This window comes from Pandoraea sp. XY-2, from assembly GCF_004193915.1.
GTDB classification, from domain to species: domain Bacteria; phylum Pseudomonadota; class Gammaproteobacteria; order Burkholderiales; family Burkholderiaceae; genus Pandoraea; species Pandoraea cepalis.
The window spans coordinates 3450715-3475625 of sequence record NZ_CP030849.1 but is presented as its reverse complement, the minus strand read 5'-3'; the positions used below and the strand labels follow the sequence as shown (position 1 = coordinate 3475625).

Annotated in this window: 14 protein-coding genes, 3 pseudogenes and 1 riboswitch; of the genes and pseudogenes, 6 read left to right on the top strand and 11 right to left on the bottom strand. The window is 65.1% G+C overall.

Annotation, left to right across the window (positions count from 1 at the left end; translation table 11 throughout):
* Nucleotides 1–202: 202 nt before the first annotated feature.
* Together DRB87_RS15610 and DRB87_RS15605 are read right to left on the bottom strand one after the other, a co-directional pair.
* Nucleotides 203–1225 (bottom strand): class 1 fructose-bisphosphatase, encoded by a 1023-nt coding sequence (locus tag DRB87_RS15610; RefSeq protein ID WP_130026552.1) that lies wholly within the window; start codon nt 1223–1225, stop codon nt 203–205.
* 150 nt (nt 1226–1375) lie between these two features.
* Entirely contained in the window at nt 1376–2659 is a 1284-nt protein-coding gene (locus DRB87_RS15605; protein WP_026131998.1) for an aspartate carbamoyltransferase, read from the bottom strand.
* Nucleotides 2660–2793: 134 nt separating this feature from the next.
* On the opposite strand from DRB87_RS15605, the gene DRB87_RS15600 reads away from it, so the two are divergent.
* The 3 genes from DRB87_RS15600 to DRB87_RS15590 all read left to right on the top strand — a co-directional run bounded on the left by DRB87_RS15600 (nt 2794) and on the right by DRB87_RS15590 (nt 6298).
* Nucleotides 2794–3714, top strand: coding sequence for a LysR substrate-binding domain-containing protein (locus tag DRB87_RS15600; RefSeq protein ID WP_130026551.1), 921 nt, complete (start codon nt 2794–2796; stop codon nt 3712–3714).
* A gap of 514 nt (nt 3715–4228) precedes the next feature.
* Nucleotides 4229–5647, top strand: coding sequence for an MFS transporter (locus DRB87_RS15595; RefSeq protein ID WP_130026550.1), 1419 nt, complete (start codon nt 4229–4231; stop codon nt 5645–5647).
* 57 nt (nt 5648–5704) lie between these two features.
* Complete coding sequence (locus DRB87_RS15590; protein ID WP_130026549.1) at nt 5705–6298, top strand: bifunctional 2-polyprenyl-6-hydroxyphenol methylase/3-demethylubiquinol 3-O-methyltransferase UbiG; 594 nt, start codon at nt 5705–5707, stop codon at nt 6296–6298.
* A 34-nt stretch (nt 6299–6332) separates the two neighbouring features.
* Here the strand turns inward: DRB87_RS15590 and DRB87_RS15585 are convergent, their stop codons facing one another.
* Nucleotides 6333–7256 (bottom strand): LysR family transcriptional regulator, encoded by a 924-nt coding sequence (locus tag DRB87_RS15585; protein WP_130026548.1) that lies wholly within the window; start codon nt 7254–7256, stop codon nt 6333–6335.
* 132 nt (nt 7257–7388) lie between these two features.
* On the opposite strand from DRB87_RS15585, the gene metE reads away from it, so the two are divergent.
* Nucleotides 7389–9701, top strand: coding sequence for a 5-methyltetrahydropteroyltriglutamate--homocysteine S-methyltransferase (gene metE, locus DRB87_RS15580; RefSeq protein WP_130026547.1), 2313 nt, complete (start codon nt 7389–7391; stop codon nt 9699–9701).
* 108 nt (nt 9702–9809) lie between these two features.
* On the opposite strand, the gene pepN is transcribed toward metE, so the two are convergent.
* The gene (pepN, locus tag DRB87_RS15575; protein ID WP_130026546.1) at nt 9810–12521 is read right to left on the bottom strand and encodes an aminopeptidase N; all 2712 of its coding nucleotides are present in this window, start codon (nt 12519–12521) and stop codon (nt 9810–9812) included.
* A 116-nt stretch (nt 12522–12637) separates the two neighbouring features.
* On the opposite strand from pepN, the pseudogene DRB87_RS24285 reads away from it, so the two are divergent.
* Nucleotides 12638–13338, top strand: a pseudogene (locus DRB87_RS24285) (DUF4136 domain-containing protein).
* A gap of 172 nt (nt 13339–13510) precedes the next feature.
* Here DRB87_RS24285 and DRB87_RS15565 read toward each other — a convergent pair.
* The 7 genes and pseudogenes from DRB87_RS15565 to xdhA all read right to left on the bottom strand — a co-directional run bounded on the left by DRB87_RS15565 (nt 13511) and on the right by xdhA (nt 23690).
* Nucleotides 13511–14068, bottom strand: a complete 558-nt coding sequence (locus DRB87_RS15565; RefSeq protein ID WP_130027900.1) for a TMEM165/GDT1 family protein — start codon at nt 14066–14068, stop codon at nt 13511–13513.
* Between the two features lie 17 nt (nt 14069–14085).
* Nucleotides 14086–14269, bottom strand: a riboswitch (yybP-ykoY riboswitch).
* Between the two features lie 324 nt (nt 14270–14593).
* On the bottom strand, nt 14594–15931 hold the full coding sequence (gene guaD / locus DRB87_RS15560) for a guanine deaminase (RefSeq protein WP_130026544.1): 1338 nt from the start codon (nt 15929–15931) through the stop codon (nt 14594–14596).
* A gap of 19 nt (nt 15932–15950) precedes the next feature.
* Nucleotides 15951–17375, bottom strand: a complete 1425-nt coding sequence (locus DRB87_RS15555) for an NCS2 family permease (protein ID WP_240756015.1) — start codon at nt 17373–17375, stop codon at nt 15951–15953.
* A 277-nt stretch (nt 17376–17652) separates the two neighbouring features.
* A complete protein-coding gene (locus DRB87_RS15550; RefSeq protein WP_130026543.1) occupies nt 17653–18693 on the bottom strand; it encodes an adenosine deaminase in 1041 nt (346 codons plus the stop codon).
* Nucleotides 18694–18779: 86 nt separating this feature from the next.
* Nucleotides 18780–19858: pseudogene (xdhC, locus tag DRB87_RS15545) on the bottom strand (xanthine dehydrogenase accessory protein XdhC).
* Nucleotides 19858–22206, bottom strand: coding sequence for a xanthine dehydrogenase molybdopterin binding subunit (gene xdhB / locus DRB87_RS15540; RefSeq protein ID WP_130026542.1), 2349 nt, complete (start codon nt 22204–22206; stop codon nt 19858–19860). Before xdhB ends, xdhC begins: the two are co-directional and overlap by 1 nt.
* Before the next feature lie 12 nt (nt 22207–22218).
* Nucleotides 22219–23690 (bottom strand): annotated as a pseudogene (xdhA, locus tag DRB87_RS15535) (xanthine dehydrogenase small subunit).
* 190 nt (nt 23691–23880) lie between these two features.
* Here xdhA and DRB87_RS15530 point away from each other — a divergent pair.
* Nucleotides 23881–24846 carry a LysR substrate-binding domain-containing protein gene (locus DRB87_RS15530; protein WP_130026541.1) on the top strand — a complete coding sequence of 322 codons (966 nt, stop codon included), beginning with the start codon at nt 23881–23883 and terminating at the stop codon, nt 24844–24846.
* Nucleotides 24847–24911 lie beyond the last annotated feature (65 nt).

Sequence of the window (24911 nt, the reverse complement as noted above, 5' to 3'; positions counted from 1 at the left end):
CTGCGAAGAAGTGAGATAATAGCAGACTTTGCCCGTTTGTCACTACCTTTTCCAAAGATTTTTTGCTGTCTTTGCGTGAGTCACGCGTAAATCTTTGAAATCTCAGACATTCGGCGCTTTCGTCGTCGCAAGGCATTTTTCCCAATCATGGGCTCGCGTCATGCGGCCTTCGCAACGACGATCCATCCGCCTTGATTCCGCTTCATTCGCCCTGTTTCGCCCCTGCTTCCAGGTGATAGCCCGTCACGCGCTCGACTTCATGCTTCGAGCCGAGGAACACCGCCACGCGCTCATGCAACTTTTGCGGTTGAATTTCCAGAATGCGCTGCACGCCGTTCGTCGCCGCGCCACCCGCCTGTTCGACCAGGAAGCTCATCGGGTTCGCTTCATACATGATGCGCAGCTTGCCGGGCTTGTCCGGATCGCGCTTATCGGCCGGGTACATGAACACACCGCCGCGCGTGAGAATGCGATGCACGTCCGCCACCATCGAGGCGATCCAGCGCATGTTGAAGTCCTTGCCGCGCACGCCTTCCTTGCCTTGCAGCAGCTCGTTGATGTAACGCTGCACCGGCGCATGCCAATGACGCTCGTTCGACATGTTGATCGCGAATTCCTTGGTGTCCTCCGGAATGCGCATGCCTTCCTGCGTGAGCACCCACGACCCCATCTCGCGATCGAGCGTGAAGCAGTTCACGCCGTGCCCCGTTGTCAGCACCAGTACCGTTTGCGGGCCATACACCGCGTAACCGGCCGCGACCTGTTGCGTGCCCGGTTGCAGGAAGTCCTTCTCGGTCGGATCCGTCACGCCTTCCGGGCAACGCAGCACCGAGAAAATCGTGCCGATCGACACGTTCACGTCGATATTCGACGAGCCATCAAGTGGATCGAACATCAGCAGATACTCGCCCTGCGGATAGCGGTTAGGAATGTGGAAGACGTCTTCCATCTCTTCCGACGCCATCGCCGCCAGGTGCCCGCCCCATTCGTTCGCTTCGAGCATGATCTCGTTGGAGATCACGTCGAGCTTCTTCTGTACTTCGCCCTGTACGTTCTCACTGCCCGCGCTGCCCAGCACGCCGCCAAGCGCACCCTTGGACACGGCATGGCTGATCGACTTGCACGCGCGCGCGACCACCTCGATCAGCAGACGCAGCTCCGCAGGAATGTTGTCGAACTCCCGCTGCTGTTCGATGAGATATTGGGTAAGGGTCTTGCGCCGCATGTGGGCCTCCGGGAAAGCAAAAAAGCGTACCGATTCGAGATGGACGCAATTTTACTCGTAAAGACGCACGGCCCCCGCGAAAAATCCTTGGGGCCGTGCAATTTCAGGTGTGGCTGAGGTAGGCTTCGGTGTTTTCCGAGCGACGACCGATCAGTCGAGGCCGTCGAACAGGGCGTCGTCCGGGCCGATGTGCGAAGGCGCGCGCCATGCGGCGTCGCGCATGCTGTGCTGTACCTGCTTGTCCACGCCGAGCAGGATCGCGAAGATCGCCATGCGCACCGGAATGCCGTTGTCGGTCTGACGGAAGATCGCCAGGCGCGGGTCGTGATTCAGGTCCGTCGACAGATCGTTGGCGCCGGGCCGGCTGTCACGCGGCAGCGGGTGCATGATGATCGTGCGGGCGTCGCAGTACTGGTTGATCAGCGCTTCGTTGATCTGGAAGTCCGGCGTGTAGCCCTCGATGGCCTCATCGGCGAAGCGTTCCTTCTGGATGCGCGTGGCGTACACCACATCCGCACCGTTCAGATCAGCGAGCGAGTGGCTCTGCACGATCACGTGACCGTTTTGCGAGATCTGATCGAGGATGTACGTCGGCATTTCCAGCGACGGCGGCGAGATCAACGTAAACTTCAGGCCGCGGTACAGGGCGAGCAGCTTGATGAGCGAGTGCACCGTGCGGCCGTAGCGCAGGTCGCCGACCATCGCGACATGCGCGCCGTCGACCAGCTTGCCCAGACGCGAAAACTCGCGGCCGATCGTATAGAGGTCGAGAATCGCCTGGCTCGGGTGTTCGCCCGGGCCGTCGCCGCCGTTGATCACGGGAATGTTCGTGGCGCGGGCAAACTCGGCGACCGAACCCTTTTCCGGGTGACGTACGACGAGCGCGTCAACATATCCGCTCATCACGCGACTCGTGTCGTAGATCGATTCGCCCTTGGCCATCGACGAGAACGTGAAGCCGGTCGTGTCGCACACCGAGCCGCCCAAGCGACAAAAGGCTGCGCCAAAGCTTACGCGGGTACGCGTGCTGGCTTCAAAGAACAGATTGCCGAGCACCGCGCCTTCGAGCACGCGCGAAATCTTTTGCCGGCGCGCAATCGGTTGCATGATATCGGCGACGTGGAACAGGGCTTCGAGCGAATCGCGCGAGAACTGGTCGACCGAGATCAGATGCGGCTTGCCGTCGAGGCCCATGCGTTCACGCAGTGGCTTGTGTGCGCTTTGCGTAGATTCCGAGGACGGGGCTTCGCGACCGAGGATTTCACCGACGAATTTCTCCACGATGCTCGGCATCGTGCGATATTCGCTCGAATCCTCCGGCAGCAGCCAGGTGTCGAGGGCGCGCCGGCGAACGCCGATGCGCTCGGCGAAGCTGTCGCGGGTCATGTTCAGGCGGCGCATCGCGTCGCGCAGGAAAGTCTGCTGTGCACTCATGGTCGGGTCGGCAGGGAGGTGTACGCGATGCGTATAATAGGCGTCGATTCGTTGTTTGTCCAGCAAAAGACGTGCCCCGCGCGGGGCCGCGCCAGCCGGGCGTTTCCGGCATTTCCGGCGTATGCCGTACGGGTATGGAAAACCTTCTCCGCAAGCTAGACCTTACATCTTTGCGCCTTTTCGTGGCCGTGTGCCAGGAGCGGAGTATGGCGCGTGCCGCCGAGCGCGAATTCATTGCGCCGTCGGCGATCAGCCGCCGCATTGCCGACATCGAAGCGATCGTCGGTCTCCCGCTTATCCAGCGTCATCAGCGCGGTATTACCGTCACGCCGGTGGGTGAGACGGTGCGCCGCTACGCCGAACACATTCTCGGCACCATTGAATCGCTGGGGGCGGAGTTGTCGCAGTTCCACGAAGGCGCGCGCGGCAGTGTGCGCATCGCGGCGAACCTGTCGGCCATCGTGCAGTTCCTGCCGGAAGATCTGGCCGCATTCGGCCGAGTGTTCCCCGCCGTGGACGTCGAGCTCGACGAACAGCACAGCAACGAAGTGCTCCAGCGCGTGGCCGAGCGGGCCGTGGACGTGGGAATCTGCAACGCCGTCGAAGGCATCGAGGCATTCACGATGGTGCCGTACCGCCGCGACCGCCTCGCCGTGATCCTGCCCGCTGGGCATCCGCTGGCCGCGCGTGCGGGCGAGATCCCGTTCTCGGCCTGTGCGGGAGAGACGCTGGTGGGCCTTCAAGGCAACAGCGCACTCACGCAGTTGCTGCGCCAGCAGGCGAGCGCAGCAGGGGCGCCGTTGCGGATCAAGATTCGCGTGTCCAGTCTCGACGCGTTGTGCCGCATGGCGCATGCGGGCCTCGGCATTGCCATCGCGCCCGAGCAGGTCGGTCAACTCTACGTGGGCAAGCTCGATGTGGTCGTGCGCCCGCTGACCGACGAGTGGGCGCATCGCCAGCTCTGGCTCGTGTTCCCCTCGCGCGAGCAGTTGAGTGCGACGGCATCCGCCGTGGTGAATTTCCTCGCACAAGGGCAGGCGGGATCCGGGCTGTAACGGGAACTCGCGACGCGCGAAGGCCTTTCATCGGTTCGTCGCGGCGGCACACTGGCGGCCCGAGGCGCCCCCGCAACGGCTCACGCCGACGCGCCGAACCGGCGATCCGCCGCGCGCGCCTCACTTCGCAAACGGTCACGCCGGCCTTGCCAAGACGGCACGGCAGGGTGCAAACCGCGCCGCTATGCTGTCTTCGGGAGCACGGTTCGGCTGCGACGTTCGTTTCGGTGGCTGCATTCGGTTCCTGTCCGACGTTTCGGTCATCGTGCGCGGTGCGCGGACTTGATGAATATCGCCATTTTTCGTACTACGTCGCAAAGCTGACAGGCGCGGTGTCATTCGCGGCACAATTTCGCCCCCTTGCCTGTCGATTCATGGTGTATCCGATGCGCCGGCCAAGGCTCGTCTGGCGATTGCCTGCCAGCCGGTCGGCCGGGACGCGTCGGACAATGATCTGTTCGGCCATGACCGAGCGGGCCCGGAGACGATTTCCATGCTATCCCCCGACGCTTCAATGCCTTCCATGCCTCGCGCCGCTCAAGCGCCCGCCGCGGCAACTCGCCTGAGCCCCGGCGATATTTCCGCCCGCCTCGACCGTCTGCCTCCGACACGCACCGTCTGGAAACTGGTGGTGCTGCTCAGTCTCGGCTTCTTCTTCGAACTCTACGACCTGCTTTACACGGGCTATGTGGCGCCCGGGCTGGTGAAAAGCGGCATCCTGACGCCTACGACATCGGGGCTGTTCGGGATGACGGGCGTGGCGAGCTTCATCGCGGCGCTGTTCACCGGTCTGTTCATCGGCACCATCGCCTGCGGCTTTCTCGCGGATCGGTACGGCCGTCGCGCCGTGTTCACGGGCTCGCTGCTCTGGTACACGGTGGCCAACGTCATCATGGCGTTTCAGGACACCGCCACGGGTCTTAACTTCTGGCGCTTCGTAGTGGGGCTCGGCATCGGCGTGGAGCTGGTGACGATCGGCACCTATATTGCCGAACTTGTACCCAAGCAGATTCGCGGTCGGGCGTTCGCGTGCGAACAGGCGGTCGGCTTCACCGCCGTGCCGGTCGTTGCGCTGCTCGCCTACTGGCTCGTGCCGCGCGAGTTCCTCGGCCTGGAGGGCTGGCGCTGGGTGGTGCTCATCGGCGCCCATGGTGCGGTGTTCGTCTGGTGGATTCGCCGCGCGCTGCCGGAGAGCCCGCGCTGGCTGGCGCAGAAGGGGCGCCTCGACGAGGCGGACCGGGTCCTCTGCGAACTGGAAGCGAAGGTCGCCCGCGAGTACGGCAAACCGCTGCCGCCCCCGGGCGAGCCGGAGCGGGTCGTGCCGAAGGGCGCGTTCCGCGACATGTGGGCACCGCCGTATCGCAAGCGCGCGATCATGATGATTCTGTTCAACATCTTCCAGACGGTCGGCTTCTACGGTTTCGCCAACTGGGTGCCTACGCTGCTCATCAAACAGGGAATTACCGTGACGACGAGTCTGGCATACGCCAGCGTGATCGCGCTGGCCGCCCCCGTGGGTCCGCTGATCGGGCTGTGGATGGCCGACAAGGTCGAGCGCAAGCACGCCATCGTGTGGACGGCCGGCATCGGTATCGTGTGTGGGATCGCGTTCTCGCAGGTGACGTCGTCGTTCCTGCTCGTGGCAATGGGGATCGGCCTGACGCTCGCGAACAACATCATGTCTTACAGCTATCACGCGTACCAGACCGAACTGTTCCCCACGGGGATCCGGGCGCGCGCCGTCGGCTTCGTCTATTCGTGGAGCCGCTTCTCGGCGATCTTCACGGCATTCCTGATCGCCGCCGCGTTGCGCCATTTCGGGGTAACCGGGGTGTTCGTGTTCATCTCTTGCGCGATGCTGATCGTCATGCTTGCCATTGGCCTGATGGGCCCGCGCACGCGTGACATCGCGCTGGAGAAGATCTCGCAGTAAGGCATAGCGCCGCGCGCCGACGCGGCCATTCCCCGCTTGCTTTCGGAGTCGCCGATCATGACGGATCTGCAAACAGAAGCGGCCTACGAGGCCAACGCCGTTCGTTACAACGAGGACTGGCGCAACCAGCCGCCGCCTCACGACATGTACGCACTGCTGGTGCGCCATTTCGTCCCCGGTGGACGCACGATCGATGTGGGCTGCGGCAACGGACGCGATGCCGCCTGGCTCGCGCAGCAAGGGTTCGACGTGGTGGGCTACGACAGTTCGCCCGCACTCGTCGACCTGGCGCGTCAATCGTTTGCGTCGGTGACGTTTCACGTCGGGCACCTCCCGGGACTGGAAGGCGTGACGACGCAGTTCGATAACGTGGTGTGCGAGACGGTGCTGATGCATCTGCCCGCGAATGAAGTGCCGCAGGCGGCCGCCCGGCTCTGGGCGCTCGTGCGTCCTGGAGGCGTGCTTTACGTTTCCTGGCGTGTCACCGAGGGTGACGATCTTCGCCATGCCGACGGACGGCTCTATAGCGCCTTCTCGCCCGACGTGGTGCGCGCTGCCCTTCACGGCGGCGTTGCCTTGCACGAGGAAGACGTCACCAGCGCGAGTTCCGGTAAGCGAGTGTGCCGTCTGGTCGTACGGCGCCCGGCTTGACACCGGGCATGGCAATTGAACGCGCGACACCGCGTCAGAGCAATTCGATTTCCGGTAGCGTGAGCAGGCTCGTCTCGCGCATGAGTGAGACGAACTCGCCGATATAGGGACGCGCGGTGATCGCCGGCAACGTTGCCGCCCAGAGTTCGGCGGTGAGCCCCTGTGGCGTGATCGGGCGCGCGCTCACATAGCGTCGCTCGAGATACCCCGACACAGCCCACAGCGGCAGAGCCGCCAGCCCGCGCCGGCTGGCGACCAGTTGCAGAATCGCCACCGTCAACTCGGTGGTGCGGCGCGTCGGCTCGATCCCTGCGGGACGCAGCACCTGACGCACGATATCGAGCATGTCGTCGGGCACGGGATAGGTGATGAGCGTTTCGTCACGGAAGTCGTCGGCGTCGAGATACGGCCTGCTCGCGAGCGGATGGTCGTTCGCCATGATCGCGATCATCTGGAAGCGGAACAGCGGGTGGAAGTCGACCGCCTCGCCTTCCTCACGTTCGGAAATGATCGCCAGATCGGCGCGGTCCTGATGCAACAGCCCGATGGGGTCGGCATGAAAGCCCGACACGATATCGAGTTCGACTTCCGGCCAGCGTTGCCGGAAGGCATCCATCGCGGGCATCAGCCAATCGAAACACGTGTGGCATTCGACTGCGATGCGCAGCGTGCCCTGGGTGCCTTGCGCGAGCCGCGTGAGGTCGCGTCCCGCTTCGTCGACCGCCGGCACGACTTCCTCCGCCAACGCCAGCAGCCGCTTGCCCGCGGGGGTGAACACCAGCGGCGACGACTTGCGCACGAACAGCGGCAAGCCGTAGAAATCCTCCAGTGCCTTGATCTGATGAGAGAGCGCGGACTGCGTCAGGTGCAGCCACAACGCCGCACGCGAGACGCTGCCTGTATCGCGCAACGCGAGCAGCGTCTGTAGATGGCGAAGTTCGATGGGTGTGCGTTGCATGAATAAAATTAATAATAAATAGCAAAAACTTTCGTTTGAATAATACATGGATGGCCCGGATACTGCCAGCCTGGACGGGTATTGCCCGTAGACGACTTCGCAACATCGCACGCTTCCCGGAAGGACACCCCCATGGCTCAGGCCCACGTACTCGGATTGCCGCGCATCGGCGCACACCGTGAACTCAAATTCGCCGTCGAGGCGTTCTGGCGCGGCGAGATGAGCGCCTCGGCGTTGCAGGAGACCGGGCGGCAGATTCGCGCGGCCAATCGGCGCGCGCAGCGCGAGGCGGGGCTCGACTGGATCACCGTTGGCGACTTCCATTGGTACGACCACGTGCTCTCGACGCTGGCGCTCGTCGGCGGGCTGCCGGCGCGTTTTGGCCGGGCGCCCGCAGCGCTGAGCCTCGACGACTACTTCGTCGCTGCGCGGGGCGATGCTGGCCAAAGCGCGATGGAAATGACGAAGTGGTTCGATACGAATTACCACTATCTCGTGCCGGAATACTCGCCGCAGACCCGTTTCGGCGAGGGCACCGAGTGGCTGTTCGACGACGTGGCGGAAGCGCTGGCCGAGGGCGGAAGCGTCAAGCCGGTGTTGCTCGGCCCGCTTTCGCTGCTGTACCTGGGCAAAGAGAAGAACGGCCTGGCCGACCGTCTCTCGTTGCTGCCCGACCTGCTCACGCAATATGAGCGGGTGCTGGCGCGCCTGAAGACGCAAGGCGTGACGTGGGTGCAGATCGACGAGCCGATTCTGGCGCTCGACCTGCCCGAGCCGTGGCGCGACGCCTTCACCTCTGTGTATCACCGTCTCGCGCCCATCGCCCCATCATTGCTGCTCGCCACGTACTTTGGCGATGTCAGCGAGCACGCGGCGCTGCTGGCGACGTTGCCCGTGGCCGGGGTGCATCTCGACGGCGTGCGTGCACCCAAGCAACTCGACACATTCGCCGCGCAGTGGCCGCAACAGAAGGTGCTGTCTGTGGGAGTGGTCGACAGCCGAAACGTCTGGCGTTGCGATCTGACGAAGGCGAGGGCGCTACTCGCGCCGTTGGCGGATGCGCTCGGGGACCGGCTGTGGGTGGCGTCGAGCGGCTCGCTGATGCACTGCCCGGTCGATCTGGCGAGCGAGGGGCGTCTGGACAAGGAAGTGCGCACTTGGCTCGCCTTCGCCGTGCAGAAGCTTGCTGAAGTGGCGCTGCTGCGCCGCTCGCTGGACGCTGCGGCGTTCGCGAGCGCCGACGTAAGCGCCGCCTTCGTCGCCGATGCCACCGCGCAGGCCGCGCGTCGGACGTCGCCGCGCATTCACAACAGCGTGGTGCAAAAGCGTCTCGCGGCGCTCACCGACGCGCATGCGCGCCGTGCGTCCGACTATCCAACGCGTGCCAGCGCTCAGCGCGCTTGGCTCAAGCTGCCCGTACTGCCGACGACGACCATCGGATCGTTCCCGCAAACGCCGGCGATTCGTCGGGCGCGAGCCGACTTCAAGCGACGCGCCCTCTCGCATCTCGATTACCTGGAAACGATGCGTGCGCAGATTCGTCTGGCCGTCGAGAAGCAGGAAGCTTACGGCCTCGACGTGCTCGTGCACGGCGAGGCCGAACGCAACGACATGGTCGAGTACTTCGGCGATCTGCTGTGGGGCTTCGTGATCACCGAGCAAGGCTGGGTGCAGAGCTACGGCTCGCGCTGCGTGAAGCCGCCGGTGATCTATGGCGACGTGTACCTGCCCGAGCCGATGACCGTCACGTGGAGCGCCTACGCGCAACAACTCACTGACAAACCGGTCAAGGGCATGCTGACCGGACCGGTAACGATGCTGCAATGGTCGTTTGTGCGCGACGACCAGCCGCGCGAAGTCACGGCGTTGCAAATCGCGCTGGCGCTGCGAGAGGAAGTGGCGGCGCTGGAAAAGGCCGGCGTGCGCGTGATTCAGATCGACGAACCTGCGCTACGCGAGGGGCTACCGCTGCGCGAGGGGGATTGGCCGTCGTATCTGGCGTGGGCGGTGCGCGCGTTTCGCGTGTGTTCATCGGGCGTGGCTGACGACACGCAGATCCATACGCATATGTGCTATTCGGAGTTCCACGACATTCTGCCGTCGATCGCCGCGCTCGACGCCGACGTGATCTCCATCGAGACCACGCGCTCCGACATGGAACTACTGGGCGCTTTCGAAGCCTTTGCGTATCCGAACGAGATCGGGCCGGGCGTGTATGACATTCACTCGCCGCGCGTGCCGTCGCAGGCGGAAATGGAGCGTCTGATCGAGGCTGCGCTCGCACGCATTCCTGCCGAGCGTCTGTGGATCAACCCCGATTGCGGTTTAAAGACCCGCGACTGGGCGCAGGTCGATAGCGCGCTGACGAATCTGGTCGCGGCCGCGAATGCCGTGCGTACGCGCCTGACTGTGGCGCAAGGGCAAGGACAGGTGCTGGCTGCCTGACGCCGCGCCCCTCTCCCTCGCATGGCACCCACGACAAAACGCCGCCGATGCGGGAAGCATCGGCGGCGTTTCGGGCTTGCGGGTCAGTTCAGCACAGGGCGGCGCGGCTCAGGCGAGCGATTTCTCGACGATCTCGCGCACATCCTTCGACAGTGCCGCGTGCTGCGAGACTTGCTGCAACGCCTCACGCATGCGCTCGCGCAGGGCCGGCGTGTATTTGCGCCAGCGGTCGAGCACGCGAGCCAGCCGGGCGGCCACCTGCGGATTCAGTGCGTCGAGCGCGAGGACCTGCTCGACCCAGAATCGATAACCGGAACCGTCGGCCGCATGGAACTGCGCGGGATTGCCGCTGCAGAAGCTGAAAATCAGCGAACGCGCGCGGTTGGGGTTCTTCAGCGTAAAAGCCGGATGCCCCATGAGGGCGCGCACCCCGTCGATCACGCAATGGCCGCCGTCGCCGCGTTGCATGGCTTGCAGCGCGAACCACTTGTCGATGGCGAGCGGCTCGTGCTCGAAGCGCTGATAGAAGTCTGCCAGCACCTCGGCGGCATGGTGCGACCCATGTGCCGCGTCGCTCTCGCGCGCGGCGCCGCCGCGTTGTACAAGCGCGGTGAGCGCGGCGAAACGGTCGGTCATGTTGTCGGCCGAGTCGTATTGGGTACGTGCGGTCTGCGCGATACCCGCATCCGAGAGTTCCATCAGGTACGACAGCGCGAGGTTCTTCAGCGCGCGCTCGCCCGCCGAGGCGGCGTCCGGGCGGTAGGCGCCCGGCACGCGATGGTTGTGATACGCGGCGAGCCACTCGGTATGCAGCGATGCGGCCAGTCGCTGACGCAGATATTGACGCGCCGCGTGAATGGCCGCCGGGTCGATTTCCGTCATCTGCTCGCCGAGATACGATTCGGCCGGGAGCGTGAGTGCTTGTGCGCGGAAGGCGGGGTCGAGCGTCTCGTCGCGCAGCACCTGGCGGAAGGCTTCGAGCACATAGCTGTCCACGCTCGGCAATTGGCCCATCTGAATCGATTCGACGAGCGCCAGCAACTGACGCGTGGCCAGCCGCTGTCCCGCCTCCCAGCGGTTGAACGGATCGCTGTCGTGCGCCATCAGGAACGCGAGTTCGTCGATGGTGTACTCGTGCTCGACGATTACCGGCGCCGAGAAGCCGCGCAGCAGCGACGGCATCGGGTTGTGCGGCACGTCGACGAACGTGAAGCTCTGGCGCTCCTGCGTGAAGTCGAGCACCTGCGTGGTGGCGGCCGGCGCATCGCCGGGCTCACCGGCCAGACGTAGTGCCATGTCGCGACCGTCGCGATCGAGCAGGCCGACGGCGAACGGGATATGGAACGGCTGCTTGACGAGCTGGCTGTCCTGCAATTCCACGCCGACCTTCGGGCAGCGCTGAGTCAGCGTGAGGGTATAGGTGCGCGCGGCCTCGTCATAGGCGGCTTCGACGCTCACGCGCGGGGTGCCGGCCTGGCTGTACCAGCGGCCAAACTGCGTGAGATCGCGCTGATTGGCATCGGCCATCGCGGCGCGGAACTCGTCGCACGTGACCGCCTGCCCGTCGTGACGTTCGAAGTACAGGTCCATGCCCCGGCGGAAGCCCTCGCGCCCGAGCAGCGTCTGATACATGCGCACGACCTCGGCGCCCTTTTCGTAGACGGTGACCGTGTAGAAGTTGTTGATTTCGACGTAGCTCTCGGGACGCACCGGGTGCGCCATCGGACCGGCGTCTTCCGGGAACTGGGCCTGGCGCAGCACGCGCACGTCGTCGATACGCTTGACGGCGCGGCCCGACTCGGAGCCCATCATGTCGGCCGAGAATTCCTGATCGCGGAACACGGTCAGGCCTTCCTTCAGGCTCAACTGGAACCAGTCGCGGCAGGTCACGCGATTGCCGGTCCAGTTGTGGAAGTACTCGTGGCCCACCACGGCTTCGATGTTGCCGAAGTCGTCGTCGGTGGCGGTGGCGGCATCGGCCAGCACATACTTCGTATTGAAGATGTTCAGGCCCTTGTTCTCCATCGCCCCCATGTTGAAGTCGCTCACGGCCACGATCATGAAGCGGTCGAGATCGAGCACGCGGCCGAAGCGCTGCTCATCCCACCGGATCGAGTTGACCAGCGAATCCATCGCATGTTCGGTCTTTTCCAGGTCCTGCGGCTGTACCCAGACCTGGAGCAGCTTCTCGCGGCCGTCGCCGGCGACGAGGTGCTCCTCACGGCACACCAGTTGACCGGCGACCAGCGCGAACAGATAGCTGGGCTTCTTGAACGGGTCGTCCCAGACGGCGAAATGACGGCCATCGGGCAGGTCGCCCTGATCGATGAGGTTGCCGTTGGCCAGCAGCACCGGATACGCTTCGCGATCGGCGCGCAGCGTCACGGTGTACGTTGCCATCACATCCGGGCGGTCGAGGAAGTACGTGATCTTGCGAAAGCCCTCGGCTTCGCATTGCGTGAAGAAGTTGCCGCCCGAGACATACAGCCCCATGAGCGACGTGTTCTCCTGGGGGCGACAGCGCGTGACGAGCATGAGGTCGAAGGCCTCGGGGGGCGCGTCGACCGTGAGCGTTTCCTCGCCGGTGCGGTAGCCGGGCCAGGGCTTGCCGTCGAGTTCGAGGCTCACCAGTTGCAGGCCTTGCCCCACCATGTCGAGCGCGCCGCCCGGACCCGCCGGGTTGCGGCGCACGCGCATGCGGCTGGTGACGGTGGTGACGTCGGGGGCGAGGTCGAAGTCGAGTTGGACGGTGTCGATCAGATATGCCGGGGGCGTATAGTCGGAGCGTTGGATGACACCTGCGAGGTCGGTTCTGAGCATGGACGGTGTTTTGCGGACGGCCAAGGATTTGCAAATTGTAACGGAGTGGCGGCGCCTTGGCGTTCAAGCGAGCGATTTGCTGAATTTTGCGTCGGCGCCGCCGTCAAAGGTTTCGGATGTGCGCGCTGCGCCGTCCTATGTTTAAATCGGCGCGACGGGGGCACGGCGGTGCGCCCGGCCGCTTACTGGAGCAGGCGATCATGGGGAAACGATGGGCCTTGGCGACGTTGGCCGTCGTCAGTGTTTTGCTGGCGGGGTGTGCCAGCACGGTCACGAGTCAGGTGACCGCGTTCGGCGATGCACCGGGCTTCGACGGCCCGCGAACTTACGCGCTCGTGCGCACGCCCGAACAGCAGAACAATCAGGAGCACGCGACTTACGAGCAGTGGTTGAGAACGCGTCTGGCCGGAGACGGCTTCAGCGAGCGAAGCTCGTCGAGCGCGCACTATCTGGTCGGGATGAGCTACGGCATCACCCAACAGATAATGCGCGTGGCCGAGCCCGTCTACGATCCGATGTTTGGGCCCGGCCCGTGGGGCCTTGGGGGCCTTGGGGACGTCCGTGGGGCGGTTACGGCTACCCGTTCGGCGCGCCGCCCGCGTACGTCCAGCGGGATTATTCGTATGGACTGGCGGGTTTGCAGTTGCGCTTCACGGACCGTGCGAGCGGCAAGGAGGTCTACCGAGTGCAGGCCAATACCAGTGACGCAGGCACGTCGCTGGCCTCCGCCATGCCATACCTGATCGACGCCGCGCTCAAGCAGTTGCCGTTGCCAAGCGGGCGCACGATCAATGTCGAGCAGAAGGTCGGGCGTTAGGGGGGGCGCTAGGCGGGCGTCAGGCCGGCCGAGGGCGGTAAGGCGGTAGGTTAGACCCGGCGGACGTCGGGCGGTCATCCAGAGATCGCGCCGACGAACGGCATGCGACAGACTTACGCCAAGGCGAGGCGATGTGTCTTCGAAACGCGCGACTCGCCTTGGCGTTTGCTGTTTACTGCATCAACGTGATGATGCCGAGCACTGCGAAGATCACGGCGGCCACGGCGTGTACGGTCTTGGTCGGCAGACGACCGGCGAATTTGTGGCCCACGAGCACGGCCGGCACGTTGGCCAGCATCATGCCGAGCGTGGTGCCGGCCACGACGCCGAAGAAGTCCTGGTAGCGCGCGGCGAGCATCACCGTGGCGATCTGCGTCTTGTCGCCCATCTCGGCGATGAAGAACGTGAAGACGGTCGTCACGAACACGCCGAACTTGCGTCGCGTGGTGGTCTCTTCGTCATCGAGCTTGTCGGGGATGAGAATCCAGATCGCCATGCCGAGGAACGACGCGACGACGGCCCACTTCATGATGGCGGGACTGATGGCCGTGGACAGCCATTCGCCGACGGCACCGGCAAAGCCATGATTGACGAGGGTGGCGACGAGAATGCCAAGAATGATCGGCACGGGCTTCTTGAAGCGCGCGGCGAGCACGAGGGACAGCAGTTGGGTTTTATCGCCGATTTCAGCGAGCGCGACCACACCGGTCGAGACCAGGAAGGGGGACATCGTATTTTTTATCTCCGCCGGGCCGTGAATGCGCGAGCCAATGACCATGCGTCCCGGCCCGGTTGGCGGAAGCATCGTCATCGGTCTCGCCAGGCCCGAGGGCTGCGCACGCCATAGCCGGAATCGGCCAAGTCTGTTGACGTACGCCCCTGCCGAAGACCATCGTCTCTGACAGGGCGGCTACTCCCCAATGAATCGGAGCGGATTATAGCATTTGTCGCGTGACGGGGGCATGACGGGGGGACGTTGTCCGCTGGATGGGGGCTTGTCGGGCACTTGATGAGCGCACACCCGGCAAGGAAAAAAGGGCAGCCGATCGGCTGCCCAAGGAGATCCCCGGCCGCATGCCCCTTGCGCGCGACCGGTGACCGCGAGGGAATGCGCGTCGTGCCAAGGCGACGGCGCGCGTTCTCTCGCGTAAGTCGTGACGCTCCGTGATGTCTCACAGCGTCCCAAACGTCCCAAACGTCCCGAATGTCTCGAACGACCCGAACGACCCGAACGCCCGTGCGGGCGCGCGGGGCATCAGTGCATCAGTGCGTCCGTGCGGCGATGCACCGGCTGGCCGGCGGCGTAGGTCGTGGCGATGGCACGATCGTCGCCAAGCATGGCGAATGCGAACAGCAGCTCTTCGAGCGATTCGGCCAGTGCCGTGCGACGGGCGAGCAGCGGGGTGGCCTTCGGGTCGAGCACCACGAAGTCGGCCTCGGCGCCCACGGCCAGCGTGCCGATGGTGCCGTGCAGATCCAGCGCGTGCGCGGCGCCTTCGGTGGCCAGATAGAACATGCGTTCGGCCGACAGGTGATAGCCCGACAACCGCGCCACCTTGTGGGCCTCGTTCATCGTCTGCAGCATCGAGAAGGTCGAGCCGCCGCCCACGTCGGTCGCGAGCGTCACTGGCATGCGGCTCGCTTCCGCCGCCGCGAAGTCGAAAAGACCACTGCCGAGGAACTGGTTCGACGTCGGGCAATGCGCGGCGACGGTGCCTGTCTCGAACATGCGGCGACGATCATGCTCGTCGAGCCAGATGCAATGGCCGTACACGGCGCGCTTGCGCAGCAGCTTGTAGTGGTCGTACACGTCGAGGTAGCTGCGATGCCCGGGAAACAGCGAGCGCACCCATTCGACCTCGTCGGTGTTTTCGGCCACGTGGCTCTGGATGAACACGTCCGGATACTGCGTGGCGAGTTCGCCGCAAACGCCCAATTGGGCTTCGGTCGATGTCGGCGCGAAGCGCGGCGTGAGCGCGTAGAGCTGGCGTCCCTGGTTGTGCCATCGTTGAATCAGCGCCTCGCTGTCGCGCGCGCCGCTCTCGGCTGTGTCGCGCAGGAATTCGGGGCAGTTGCGATCCATCATCACCTTGCCGGCGATCATGCGCAGATTGCGCGCGTCGCTGGCCTTGAAGAACGCATCGACCGAGCCGGGGTGCACCGTGCAGTACACGAGCGCGCTCGTGGTGCCGACACGCAGCAGTTCGTCCAGGAAGAACTGGGCGACGTCGGCCGCGTACGCCGGATTCTCGAAACGGCGCTCGGTCGGGAATGTGTACTTCTCGAGCCACGGCAGCAGTCCCGGCGCGGGCGACGCGATCATGTCCGTCTGCGGATAGTGGATGTGCGTGTCAATGAAGCCGGGCGTGACGACCTTGTCGCGCAAATCTTCGATCGGCGTGCCGTCGGGCAGCGTGGGAGCCACCTTCGCGTAGTCGCCCACAGCGGTGATGCGCCCATTCTCGAAGGCAACGAGGCCGTCGGTGTGGTGCACGGTGCCGGGCGAGCCGTCGAGGTAGGCGCGCGACGGATCGTGCGTGAAGTAGACCAGTTGCGCGCGCACAGCGCGCAGGGCTTGGTGTGTCGTGGACATGTACTGGGTCCTTGCGTCGTTACATTTGCGTGAGCAGCAGCACTGCCAGCGCGGCGACGATCCACATCGCCGGCTTGATCTCCTTCACGCGTCCCGTGAACAGCTTGAGTACGACGAACGCGAGAAAGCTATAGGCAATACCGTCGGTGATCGAGTACGAAATCGGAATCATCACGACTGCGATGAAGCTCGGAATCGCTTCGTCCATGCGGTGCCATTCGATGCGCGCCACGGACTCCATCATAAACACCCCGACCAGGATCAGCGCCGGGGCTGTCGCGATGGCGGGCACCAGCGAGAGCATCGGGGACACGAACAGGAACGGCAGAAACAGCAGGGCGCAGACGACGGCGGTCAGCCCGGTGCGTCCGCCTTGCGCAATGCCGGCGGCCGATTCGATATAGGCGTTGGCCGGGCTCGTGCCGAGCGGGCCGGAGATCAACACCGAGAACGAATCGACGATCATGGCTTGACGCATATTGCGCGGATTGCCGTCGCGATCCTTCATGTTGCCGGCCTCGGCAATGCTCATGAAGGTCGAGAGCGTATCAAAGAACGCGGTGAAGAGCATCACGAAGATGAACGGCAGGTACGCGACCTTGAGCGCACCCAGTAGATCGAGCTGGCCGATACCCGAGAAATCGGGCGCGGCGAAGAAACCGTGGAAGTTCACTAACGTAGCCGTGGCGATTTCCTTGGGGAAATACGCGCTGCCGTCACCCCACAGACGTCCGACCGGAATGGCCATGAGCGTGGTCGCGATGATGCCGATCATCAGCGCACCGTTCACGCGGCGCGCGACGAGCACGGTCGTGATGGCCAGCCCGATGAGGAACGTGACGGTCGGCGGCGACAAGTGGGCCAGCCGCACGACGGTGACCGGGTCGCCGACCACGAGCCGGGCATTGACGAGGCCGATCACGGTGATGAACAGGCCGATGCCGCACGAGATCGCATAGCGCAGGTTCGCCGGAATCGCCTCGACCACGAAGCGTCGCACATTGAGCGCGGCGAGCAGCGCGAAGAGGATGCCCGACCAGAACACGCAGCCGAGTGCGGTCTGCCATGGCATGCCCACGCCGTGCACCATCGTGAACGCGAACAGCGCGTTCAGCCCCATGCCCGGCGCGACCAGCACCGGATTGCGCGCGTAGAGCCCCATCGCGCAACTGCCGAAAAAGCTGATGAGCACCGTAGCGGTCAGGGCCGCCGGGAACGCCATGCCGGTCTTCGACAGAATGGCCGGGTTGACGACGATGATGTACATCGCGGCAAGAAACGTCGTGATACCCGCGATCACTTCCGTACGGAACGTCGATCCGAGTGCGGTGATGCCGAAATATCGGTCGAGGGTCGAGACAGGTTGCGCGCCCGCCACGCGCGCGCTGTCGTGGGCCGCTTCGGGCGCGGCACTGCCCGCAGGAGGGCTGAGCGATGAGTCCATGGGGTGTTGTCTCCGATGTTCTAAGGTGTCGTGCTCGCATGACGCCGCAGGTGTGGGGGCACCGCGTGACGCCTATCTGGGCACGCTCGAAAAATAGCATCGGGCCCCGGCGAAAATATTCCCCTTGCGGCATGTTCCACATCATCGCGAGATGATGTGGCGATGCATGGGGGCGCGGTGTGCGTTGCGCCGGAACAAAAAAACGCCCGAAGGGCCTTCGGGCGTTGTGGGGTTCGATGCGGTTCGGGGTGGCCGATCGACGGGGCTCGGCTAACGCTTACCCCGCCTGCGCGGCGCGAAAACGCGCTAATTCGTCCACCAGGCGTCGTTTTTCGCCGTCGTCGATGAACGAGGCTTCGAAACTATTCCTTGCCAACGTGTAAGCGTCGTCGAGCGTCATGTCCAGCGAGTCGAACGTGGCGAGGAAGTTCTCATTCAGGTAGCCGCCGAAGTAGGCCGGGTCATCCGAGTTGATCGTGACGGCCAGTCCGCGCTTGAGCAACGCGTGCAGCGTGTGCTGACCCATATGGTCGAACACCTTGAGGCGGATGTTCGACAGCGGGCACACTGTCAGCGCGATCTTTTCACGGGCCAGACGCTCGAGCAGCGCCTCGTCTTCAATAGCGCGAACGCCGTGGTCCACACGCTCGACGTGCAGCACGTCCAGCGCCTCGTGAATGTACGCGGGCGGCCCTTCTTCCCCGGCATGCGCCACGAGGTGCAGCCCCAACTCGCGGCACCGCGCGAACACGCGCGCGAATTTGGCGGGTGGGTGGCCCTGCTCGGACGAATCGAGGCCTACGCCGACGAGCCGGTGCCCGTGGCTGTTGAAATACGGCAGTGCCGTTTCCAGCGTTTGCAGGGCATCCGCTTCGGGCAGATGACGCAGGAAGCAGAGGATCAGGCGGCTTGTGATGCCGTGCTGCGTCTCGGCTTCGGCCAGTGCGCGTTCGATGCCGTGGATCACCGTCGCCATCGACACGCCGCGCGCGGTGTGCGTCTGCGGATCGAAAAAGATTTCCGTATGGCGGATGTTGTCGGCGGCCGCGCGCGCAAGGTAGGCGCGCGTCATGTCGTAGAAATCGTCTTCGGTGAGCAAGACGCTCGCGCCCGCGTAGTAGATGTCCAGGAACGACTGCAGATCGGTGAAGGCGTAGGCGTCGCGCAGGGCCTCTACACTCGGGTAGGGCAGCGTGACGTGGTTGCGCGCGGCGAGCCGGAAGATCAGTTCGGGCTCCAGCGTGCCCTCGATATGCACGTGCAGCTCCGCCTTGGGCATGGCGCAAAGGGTCTTGGCGAGTTCGGGCGTGAGTGGCATGACTAGGTGTTGATGAGGGGGATGGGCGGGATTTTACCGTCGCCCGCGAAAGTCGGTCACCCGGTGTCCCGGGCGCCAGGGGGCCTTCAAACTTGGACGCCGGTGTCCTGCGACGCGGCCGGTCCGCTGTGTTGCATCTGTTGCTCGCGCACGCGCAGCAGTTGCGCGGCGACCGCGATTGCGATCGTCGCTGGCGCCTTGCCCGTGATGCCCGCCACGCCGATCGGGCAGATCATCTGCGCGAAACGCTCCGGCGGCACCCCGCGATCGCGCAGGCGATGCTCGAACTGACGACGTTTGGTCATCGAGCCGATCAAACCGAAGTAGGCGAAGTCGTCGCGCTTGAAAACGGCCTCGCACAGGCGCTGATCCAGCGCATGGTTGTGCGTCATGACAAGGAAGTACGCGCCCGGTGGCGCCTCGGCGACGAGGGCCTCGGGAGTGTCGGTCGACTCGACGACGGTGTTCGGCGGCACCGTCTCCGGGAACGTCTCGGTCCGCTCGTCGGCCCAGGTGACCCTGCACGGCAACGTGGCCAGCACCTGCACGATGGCCTGTCCGACGTGACCGGCACCGAACAGCACGATGTGAAAATCGCTGGGCGCCAGCCGCTCGCTCAGCCAGAGCCAGCCGTCGCTGGCTTGCCAGAACGAGCAGGCGGCGTCGTCGGCGTCGCGCGTCAGCGTGTGCGGATGCGCGAGCGGTTCGTTCGGGTCGAGTGCCGTCAGCAAGACGGCGCCGCCTTGCTGCTGGCTGGCCGCCGCATCGGCCCCGGGTGCGCCGAACGCGACGCTGCGCAAGCTGGCCTCGCCGGCTGCGAGCCGCTTGTGCAAGGCGCTCACCCAGGCCAGGTCGGTCAGCGTAAGCACCTCGAAGGCGAGGGTGACCGCACCGCCGCAGCACTGCCGAGGCTTGGGCCGAGCGCGAAACGCTCGACGTGCCGCGCGCCTTGCTGTCCGTATTGGCGCAGCAACTGGCGCGCGACGTCCATCGCTCGCCATTCGAGATGGCCGCCGCCGATGGTCTCCCACACGTGCTCGCGGGTCACAAGCAGGTGCGTGCCCGCTTCGCGCGGCGCGGAGCCTTCCACGCGCGCGATCGTGACCAGCACCGCGGCCTCGCCGCGGACCAGCAGCTTGTGAGCGGCGTCGACCCAGCGATGCATCAGGCGGTGCTCCGCGTGCGCAGCTCGGTAATCGCCGTGAGCAGCGCCTCGGACGTTGCCGGCGCATTGAGCACCGGCTCGTCCCGATAGTCGTTCACGCTCGCCACGGCGTCGCGCAACGCGTTGAATACCGAGAACGGCAGCAGCAGCGGCGGCTCGCCCACGGCCTTGGAGCGATGGATGGAGTCCGACACGTTCGTGTTCTCGAACAGCGCCACGCGGAAATCCGTTGGGCAATCGCTGATGCCGGGGATCTTGTACGTGGACGGCGCATGCGTCATGAGCTTGCCCTCCTGATTCCACCACAGTTCTTCGGTCGTTAGCCAGCCCATGCCTTGAATGAACGCCCCTTCCACCTGCCCGATGTCGAGCGCGGGGTTGATCGATTTTCCCGCGTCGTGAAGCACGTCGGCGCGCAGCAGACGCCATTCGCCGGTGAGCGTGTCGAGCACCACTTCGGAGACGGCCGCGCCGTAGGCGAAGTAGAAGAATGGGTTGCCGTTCATGGTCGCGGCGTCCCACGACAGGCCCGGCGTGGCATAGAAGCCGTCGGACCACAATTGCACGCGGGCCCAGTAAGCCGCTTCCACCAGATCGGGGAAGGGGATGTCGTGGCCGTTTGCACTCACCACATCGTTGGCGAACTGCACGTCGTCGGGCGCACCGCCGTACTTCTGCGCGGCAAACGCGGCCAGACGTTGGCGGATCTGCCATGCGGCGTTCTGCGCGGCCTTGCCGTTCAGGTCGGCGCCCGTCGAAGCTGCGGTGGCCGACGTGTTCGCCACCTTGCTGGTGTCGGTCGCCGTCACGCGCACATGCGAGAGATCGACGCCCAGTTCGTGCGCCACGACCTGCGCAACCTTCGTGTTCAGGCCCTGGCCCATCTCGGTGCCGCCGTGATTGACCAGCATCGAACCGTCACGATAGATGTGCACCAGCGCGCCCGCCTGATTGAAGGCCTGCACGTTGAACGAAATGCCGAACTTGAGCGGGGTGAGCGCGAGGCCCTTGCGCAGCACGGGACTCGTGCGGTTGAACGCGCGCACGGCGTCGCGCCGCGCGCGGTAATCGCTCGTCTGCTCCAGTTGCGCGACGAGTTCGTGAATGACGTTGTCCTTGACGACCTGCCCGTACGGCGTGACGTTGCGCTCGGTCTTGCCATAGAAGTTCACGCGACGCACGTCGAGTGCGTCTTTGCCCAGGCGCCGTGCGATGGCGTCCTGCACGACTTCCATGATGAGCGCGCCTTGCGGGCCGCCGAAACCGCGAAACGCCGTGTTCGATTGCGTGTTCGTCTTGCCGCACAGCGCGCGCAGGTCGGCGTCCGGCACGAAGTAGGCATTGTCGAAGTGGCAGATGGCGCGCGTGGCGACCGGTCCAGACAGGTCGGCCGAGAAACCGGCGCGCAGCGTCATGTCGACCTTCGCGCCCGTGATACGGCCGTCGTCGTCGAAGCCGACGTCGTATTCGAAGTAAAAGCCGTGACGCTTGCCGGTCATCATGAAATCGTCGTCACGATCCAGGCGCAGCTTCACGGGGCGTTTCAGACGCGTGGCGCACAACGCGGCGACACAGGCAAACAGCCCCGATTGCGATTCCTTGCCGCCGAAGCCGCCGCCCATGCGACGGCATTCGACCTGCACCTGATGGCTGTGCCAGCCCAGCGCGTGCGAGACGAGTGCTTGCATCTCGGTTGGGTGCTGCGTCGAGCAGTAGACGTGAATGCCGTCGTTTTCCTTCGGAATCGCGTACGAAATCTGTCCTTCGAGATAGAACTGCTCCTGCCCATTGCACTCGAACGTGCCGCTCACACGGTGCGGCGCGGCTTGCAGCGCGGCGTCGGCGTCGCCACGGCGCAGTTGATAGGGCGGCAGCACGCTGGCCCCCGCTGCCTTGGCGGCCTGTGGCGTGAGAATGGCGGGCAGGTCTTCGTATTCGCCCTTGGCCAGACGCGCCGCGCGGCGGGCCGCGTCATGCGATTCGGCCACCACGGCGAACATCGGCTGACCGATGTACTGGACGAGGCCGTTCGCGAGAATCGGGTCGTCGTGAATGACCGGACCGCAATCGTTCACGCCGGGGATGTCGGCGGCGGTGAGCACCGCAACCACGCCCGGCGCCCGACGCACGGCGTCGAGATCGAGCGAGAGCACGCGTGCGTGCGCCTTGGGCGACGCTCCGAGCGCGCAGTGCAGCGTGCCTTGCAGTTCGGGGATGTCGTCGGTGTAGGTGGCTTCGCCGGCCACGTGGAGTTCGGCCGACTCGTGGGGCCGCGAGCGGCCCACCTGTGCGCTGGCGCCTGCCGCGGCACCGGTCTGCGTCATGAAGCCTTCGACTTGCGTGTTCATGGGCAACTCCGGTTAGACGTTGGCGAACGCGTTGACTTCGTGTGCCGCAAGCGGCGCATCGAGGCGCGTCTCCAGGAAAAAACGATACAGCAGATTCTGCGCGCCGGCGAGCCGGTAGGCGCGGGTCGCGCGCATGTCCGAGAGCGGCTGGTAGTCAGCGGGCAAGGCCGCCATCGCAGCGCGCACGGTGGCGTCGGTCCAGGGCTGGTGGATCAGGGCCGCTTCGATGGCGCTGCCGCGCTTGGGCGTGGCCGCCATGCCGCCGAAGGCCACGCGAGCCGAGCGCACGATCTCGCCGTCGAGTTCGACCGCGAAGGCCGCGCACACCGCCGAGATGTCCTGATCGAAACGTTTGGCCAGCTTGTAGGTGCGAAAGCGCTGGGCCGCCCCGGCAGCGGTACGCGGATGCCCTGCACGAATTCGCCCGCTTCGAGCGCGTTCTTCTGATAAGCGACGTAAAAGTCTTCGAGCGGCATTTCACGCACGACCCCGTCGCGATGCAGCACGATGCGCGTGCCGAGCACGATCAACGCGGGCATCGAATCGCCGATGGGCGAGCCGTTCGCGACGTTGCCGCCCAGCGTTCCGGCGTTGCGGATCGGGAACGAGGCGAAGCGCTGACGCAGCTCGGCCAGATCCGGATAGTGGGTGATGAGCGCATCGAACGCATCGTTGAGCAGCGCCCCCGCACCGATGTAGAGGCCGTTCGGACCCTCCGAAATCTCGCGCAGTTCCGCCACCTGTCCGATATAGATCAGGTGCTTCAACTCGCGGAATTGCTTGGTGACCCACAGACCGACGTCGGTGCTGCCGGCCAGAAGGCGCGCGTCCGGGTACGCGGCGCGCAGGCGGCCCATCTCGGCCAGCGTGCGCGGGGCGTGGAAGACCTGGCCGTCGTGCGAATACGACAGTGTGTCGTCGCGCTGCAATGCCTGGAGCTGCTTGGCCAGCGCCGCGCGGTCGAATTCCTGGCGCGGCAGGTCGAACATCTGCTGGGCGGCGTCGACGATCGGACGATAGCCGGTGCAGCGGCACAGATTGCCGGAGAGCACGTCGTCGATCTCGCGGCGGGTCGGGCATCCGGCCTGCTCGGGGCGGTTCACGTACATGGCCCACAGCGACATCACGAAGCCCGGCGTGCAGAAGCCGCATTGCGAGGCGTGGCAGTCCACCAGCGCCTGCTGCACCGGATGCAGCGCGCCGTTGGGCGCGCGCAGATCCTCGACCGTGAAGAGCGCGCGGCCGTCGAGTGTGGGCAGGAACTGGATGCAGGCGTTGACCGCGCGCAGCGCCACGTTGCCATCGTCGGCCAGTTCGCCGATCACGACGGTGCAGGCGCCGCAGTCGCCCTCGGCGCACCCTTCCTTGGTGCCGGTGCAGTGCAGGTCTTCGCGCGTGTACTGAAGCACGGTACGGGTCGTGGCTTCGCCAGTGACCTCGTGCACCTTGCCGCGGTAATAGAAGCGGATGGCTTGTGTCTCCATGGTTCTCAGTGTAGTGCAGTGGGATTGCGGGCGCGCCGGGACATGGCCGGCGTGGGAATGAGCCGAAGATAGCACCGGCGGCGGGGGTAAATATTTCGCGGCCATGATGATGGCTATTCGGTCGCCCCGATGACGTGGCATTGTCATAAACTATGGCTCGACCCCAAGCCTCGCAGAGCGCGCCCGCCCCATGCAAAGACCCCGCGAACAGATCGACGCGTACCTGCTGCGGGTACTGCACACACTGCTCACCGAGCAGAGTGTCTCACGCGCTGCGCTCAAGCTCGGCCAGTCGCAGCCGGCCATCAGCAACTCGCTGCGCCGCCTGCGCGAGATCACGGGCGACGCCATCCTGGTGCGCGGCAAGAGCGGCATGGTGGCGACCGAGCGTGGCCGGGAGTTGCTGGGCTACGCCACCGACGCGCTCGCCGCCATCGAGCGCATCACCCATCCTGCTACGGAATTCGCGCCTCAGACCACCACGCGGGCGTTTCGCCTCGGTGCCCCCGATTACCTGGACGCCGTCTTCCTGCCCAACATCGCCGAAATGCTGCGCCGTGACGCCCCCTCGGCGCGGCTGCACGTGCAGCCGATCAACTCCGCCTTCGACTACGCGGGCGCGTTGGAGAACGGTTCGCTCGACGTGGTGATCGGCAATTGGCTGGAGCCGCCGCCGCAACTGCACATGTCCCGGCTGTTCGACGACGAAGTGGTTTGCATGTTGGGCGCGCAGCATCCGCTCGCGAACAAGGGCATTTCGCTTAAGCATTATCTGGAATTGCCGCATCTGGCACCGACGCCTTACGTGGCTGAGCGCCAGAGTTTTATCGACGGATGTCTGGCCGAGCAGGGCCTGCGCCGCAATATCCAGATGACGATGCCGTACTTCGGACTCGTGCCGTACGTGCTGATGCGCACCGATCTGGTGTTCACAACCGGGCGGCAGTTTGCGCAGCACTATGCCCGCTATCTGCCGATTCGCGTGTTGCCGTCGCCCTTTGCCTTTCCGCCGATGCGCTTCTATCAGCTATGGCACGAGCGCACGCATGCCGCACCGGAGGTGACGTGGCTGCGCCGGCGCGTGGCGGAGGTGGCAACGGAGCTCGATGCCGCGAACGGCGGCGGGACGCCGGCGCCCGTGCTGGCGCGACCTTGATGGCGGGGGACGGACGTTCGAACGGCCGGACGTCTAACGGGGCGGTGAGACGAGGCCGCCGCCCG

Coding starts and splice junctions, on each gene's coding strand:
- DRB87_RS15610 (WP_130026552.1), bottom strand. CDS start 1,225: ATGCGGCGCAAGACCCTTACCCAATATCTCATCGAACAGCAGCGGGAG.
- DRB87_RS15605 (WP_026131998.1), bottom strand. CDS start 2,659: ATGAGTGCACAGCAGACTTTCCTGCGCGACGCGATGCGCCGCCTGAAC.
- DRB87_RS15600 (WP_130026551.1), top strand. CDS start 2,794: ATGGAAAACCTTCTCCGCAAGCTAGACCTTACATCTTTGCGCCTTTTC.
- DRB87_RS15595 (WP_130026550.1), top strand. CDS start 4,229: ATGCCTTCCATGCCTCGCGCCGCTCAAGCGCCCGCCGCGGCAACTCGC.
- DRB87_RS15590 (WP_130026549.1), top strand. CDS start 5,705: ATGACGGATCTGCAAACAGAAGCGGCCTACGAGGCCAACGCCGTTCGT.
- DRB87_RS15585 (WP_130026548.1), bottom strand. CDS start 7,256: ATGCAACGCACACCCATCGAACTTCGCCATCTACAGACGCTGCTCGCG.
- metE (WP_130026547.1), top strand. CDS start 7,389: ATGGCTCAGGCCCACGTACTCGGATTGCCGCGCATCGGCGCACACCGT.
- pepN (WP_130026546.1), bottom strand. CDS start 12,521: ATGCTCAGAACCGACCTCGCAGGTGTCATCCAACGCTCCGACTATACG.
- DRB87_RS15565 (WP_130027900.1), bottom strand. CDS start 14,068: ATGTCCCCCTTCCTGGTCTCGACCGGTGTGGTCGCGCTCGCTGAAATC.
- guaD (WP_130026544.1), bottom strand. CDS start 15,931: ATGTCCACGACACACCAAGCCCTGCGCGCTGTGCGCGCGCAACTGGTC.
- DRB87_RS15555 (WP_240756015.1), bottom strand. CDS start 17,375: ATGGACTCATCGCTCAGCCCTCCTGCGGGCAGTGCCGCGCCCGAAGCG.
- DRB87_RS15550 (WP_130026543.1), bottom strand. CDS start 18,693: ATGCCACTCACGCCCGAACTCGCCAAGACCCTTTGCGCCATGCCCAAG.
- xdhB (WP_130026542.1), bottom strand. CDS start 22,206: ATGAACACGCAAGTCGAAGGCTTCATGACGCAGACCGGTGCCGCGGCA.
- DRB87_RS15530 (WP_130026541.1), top strand. CDS start 23,881: ATGCAAAGACCCCGCGAACAGATCGACGCGTACCTGCTGCGGGTACTG.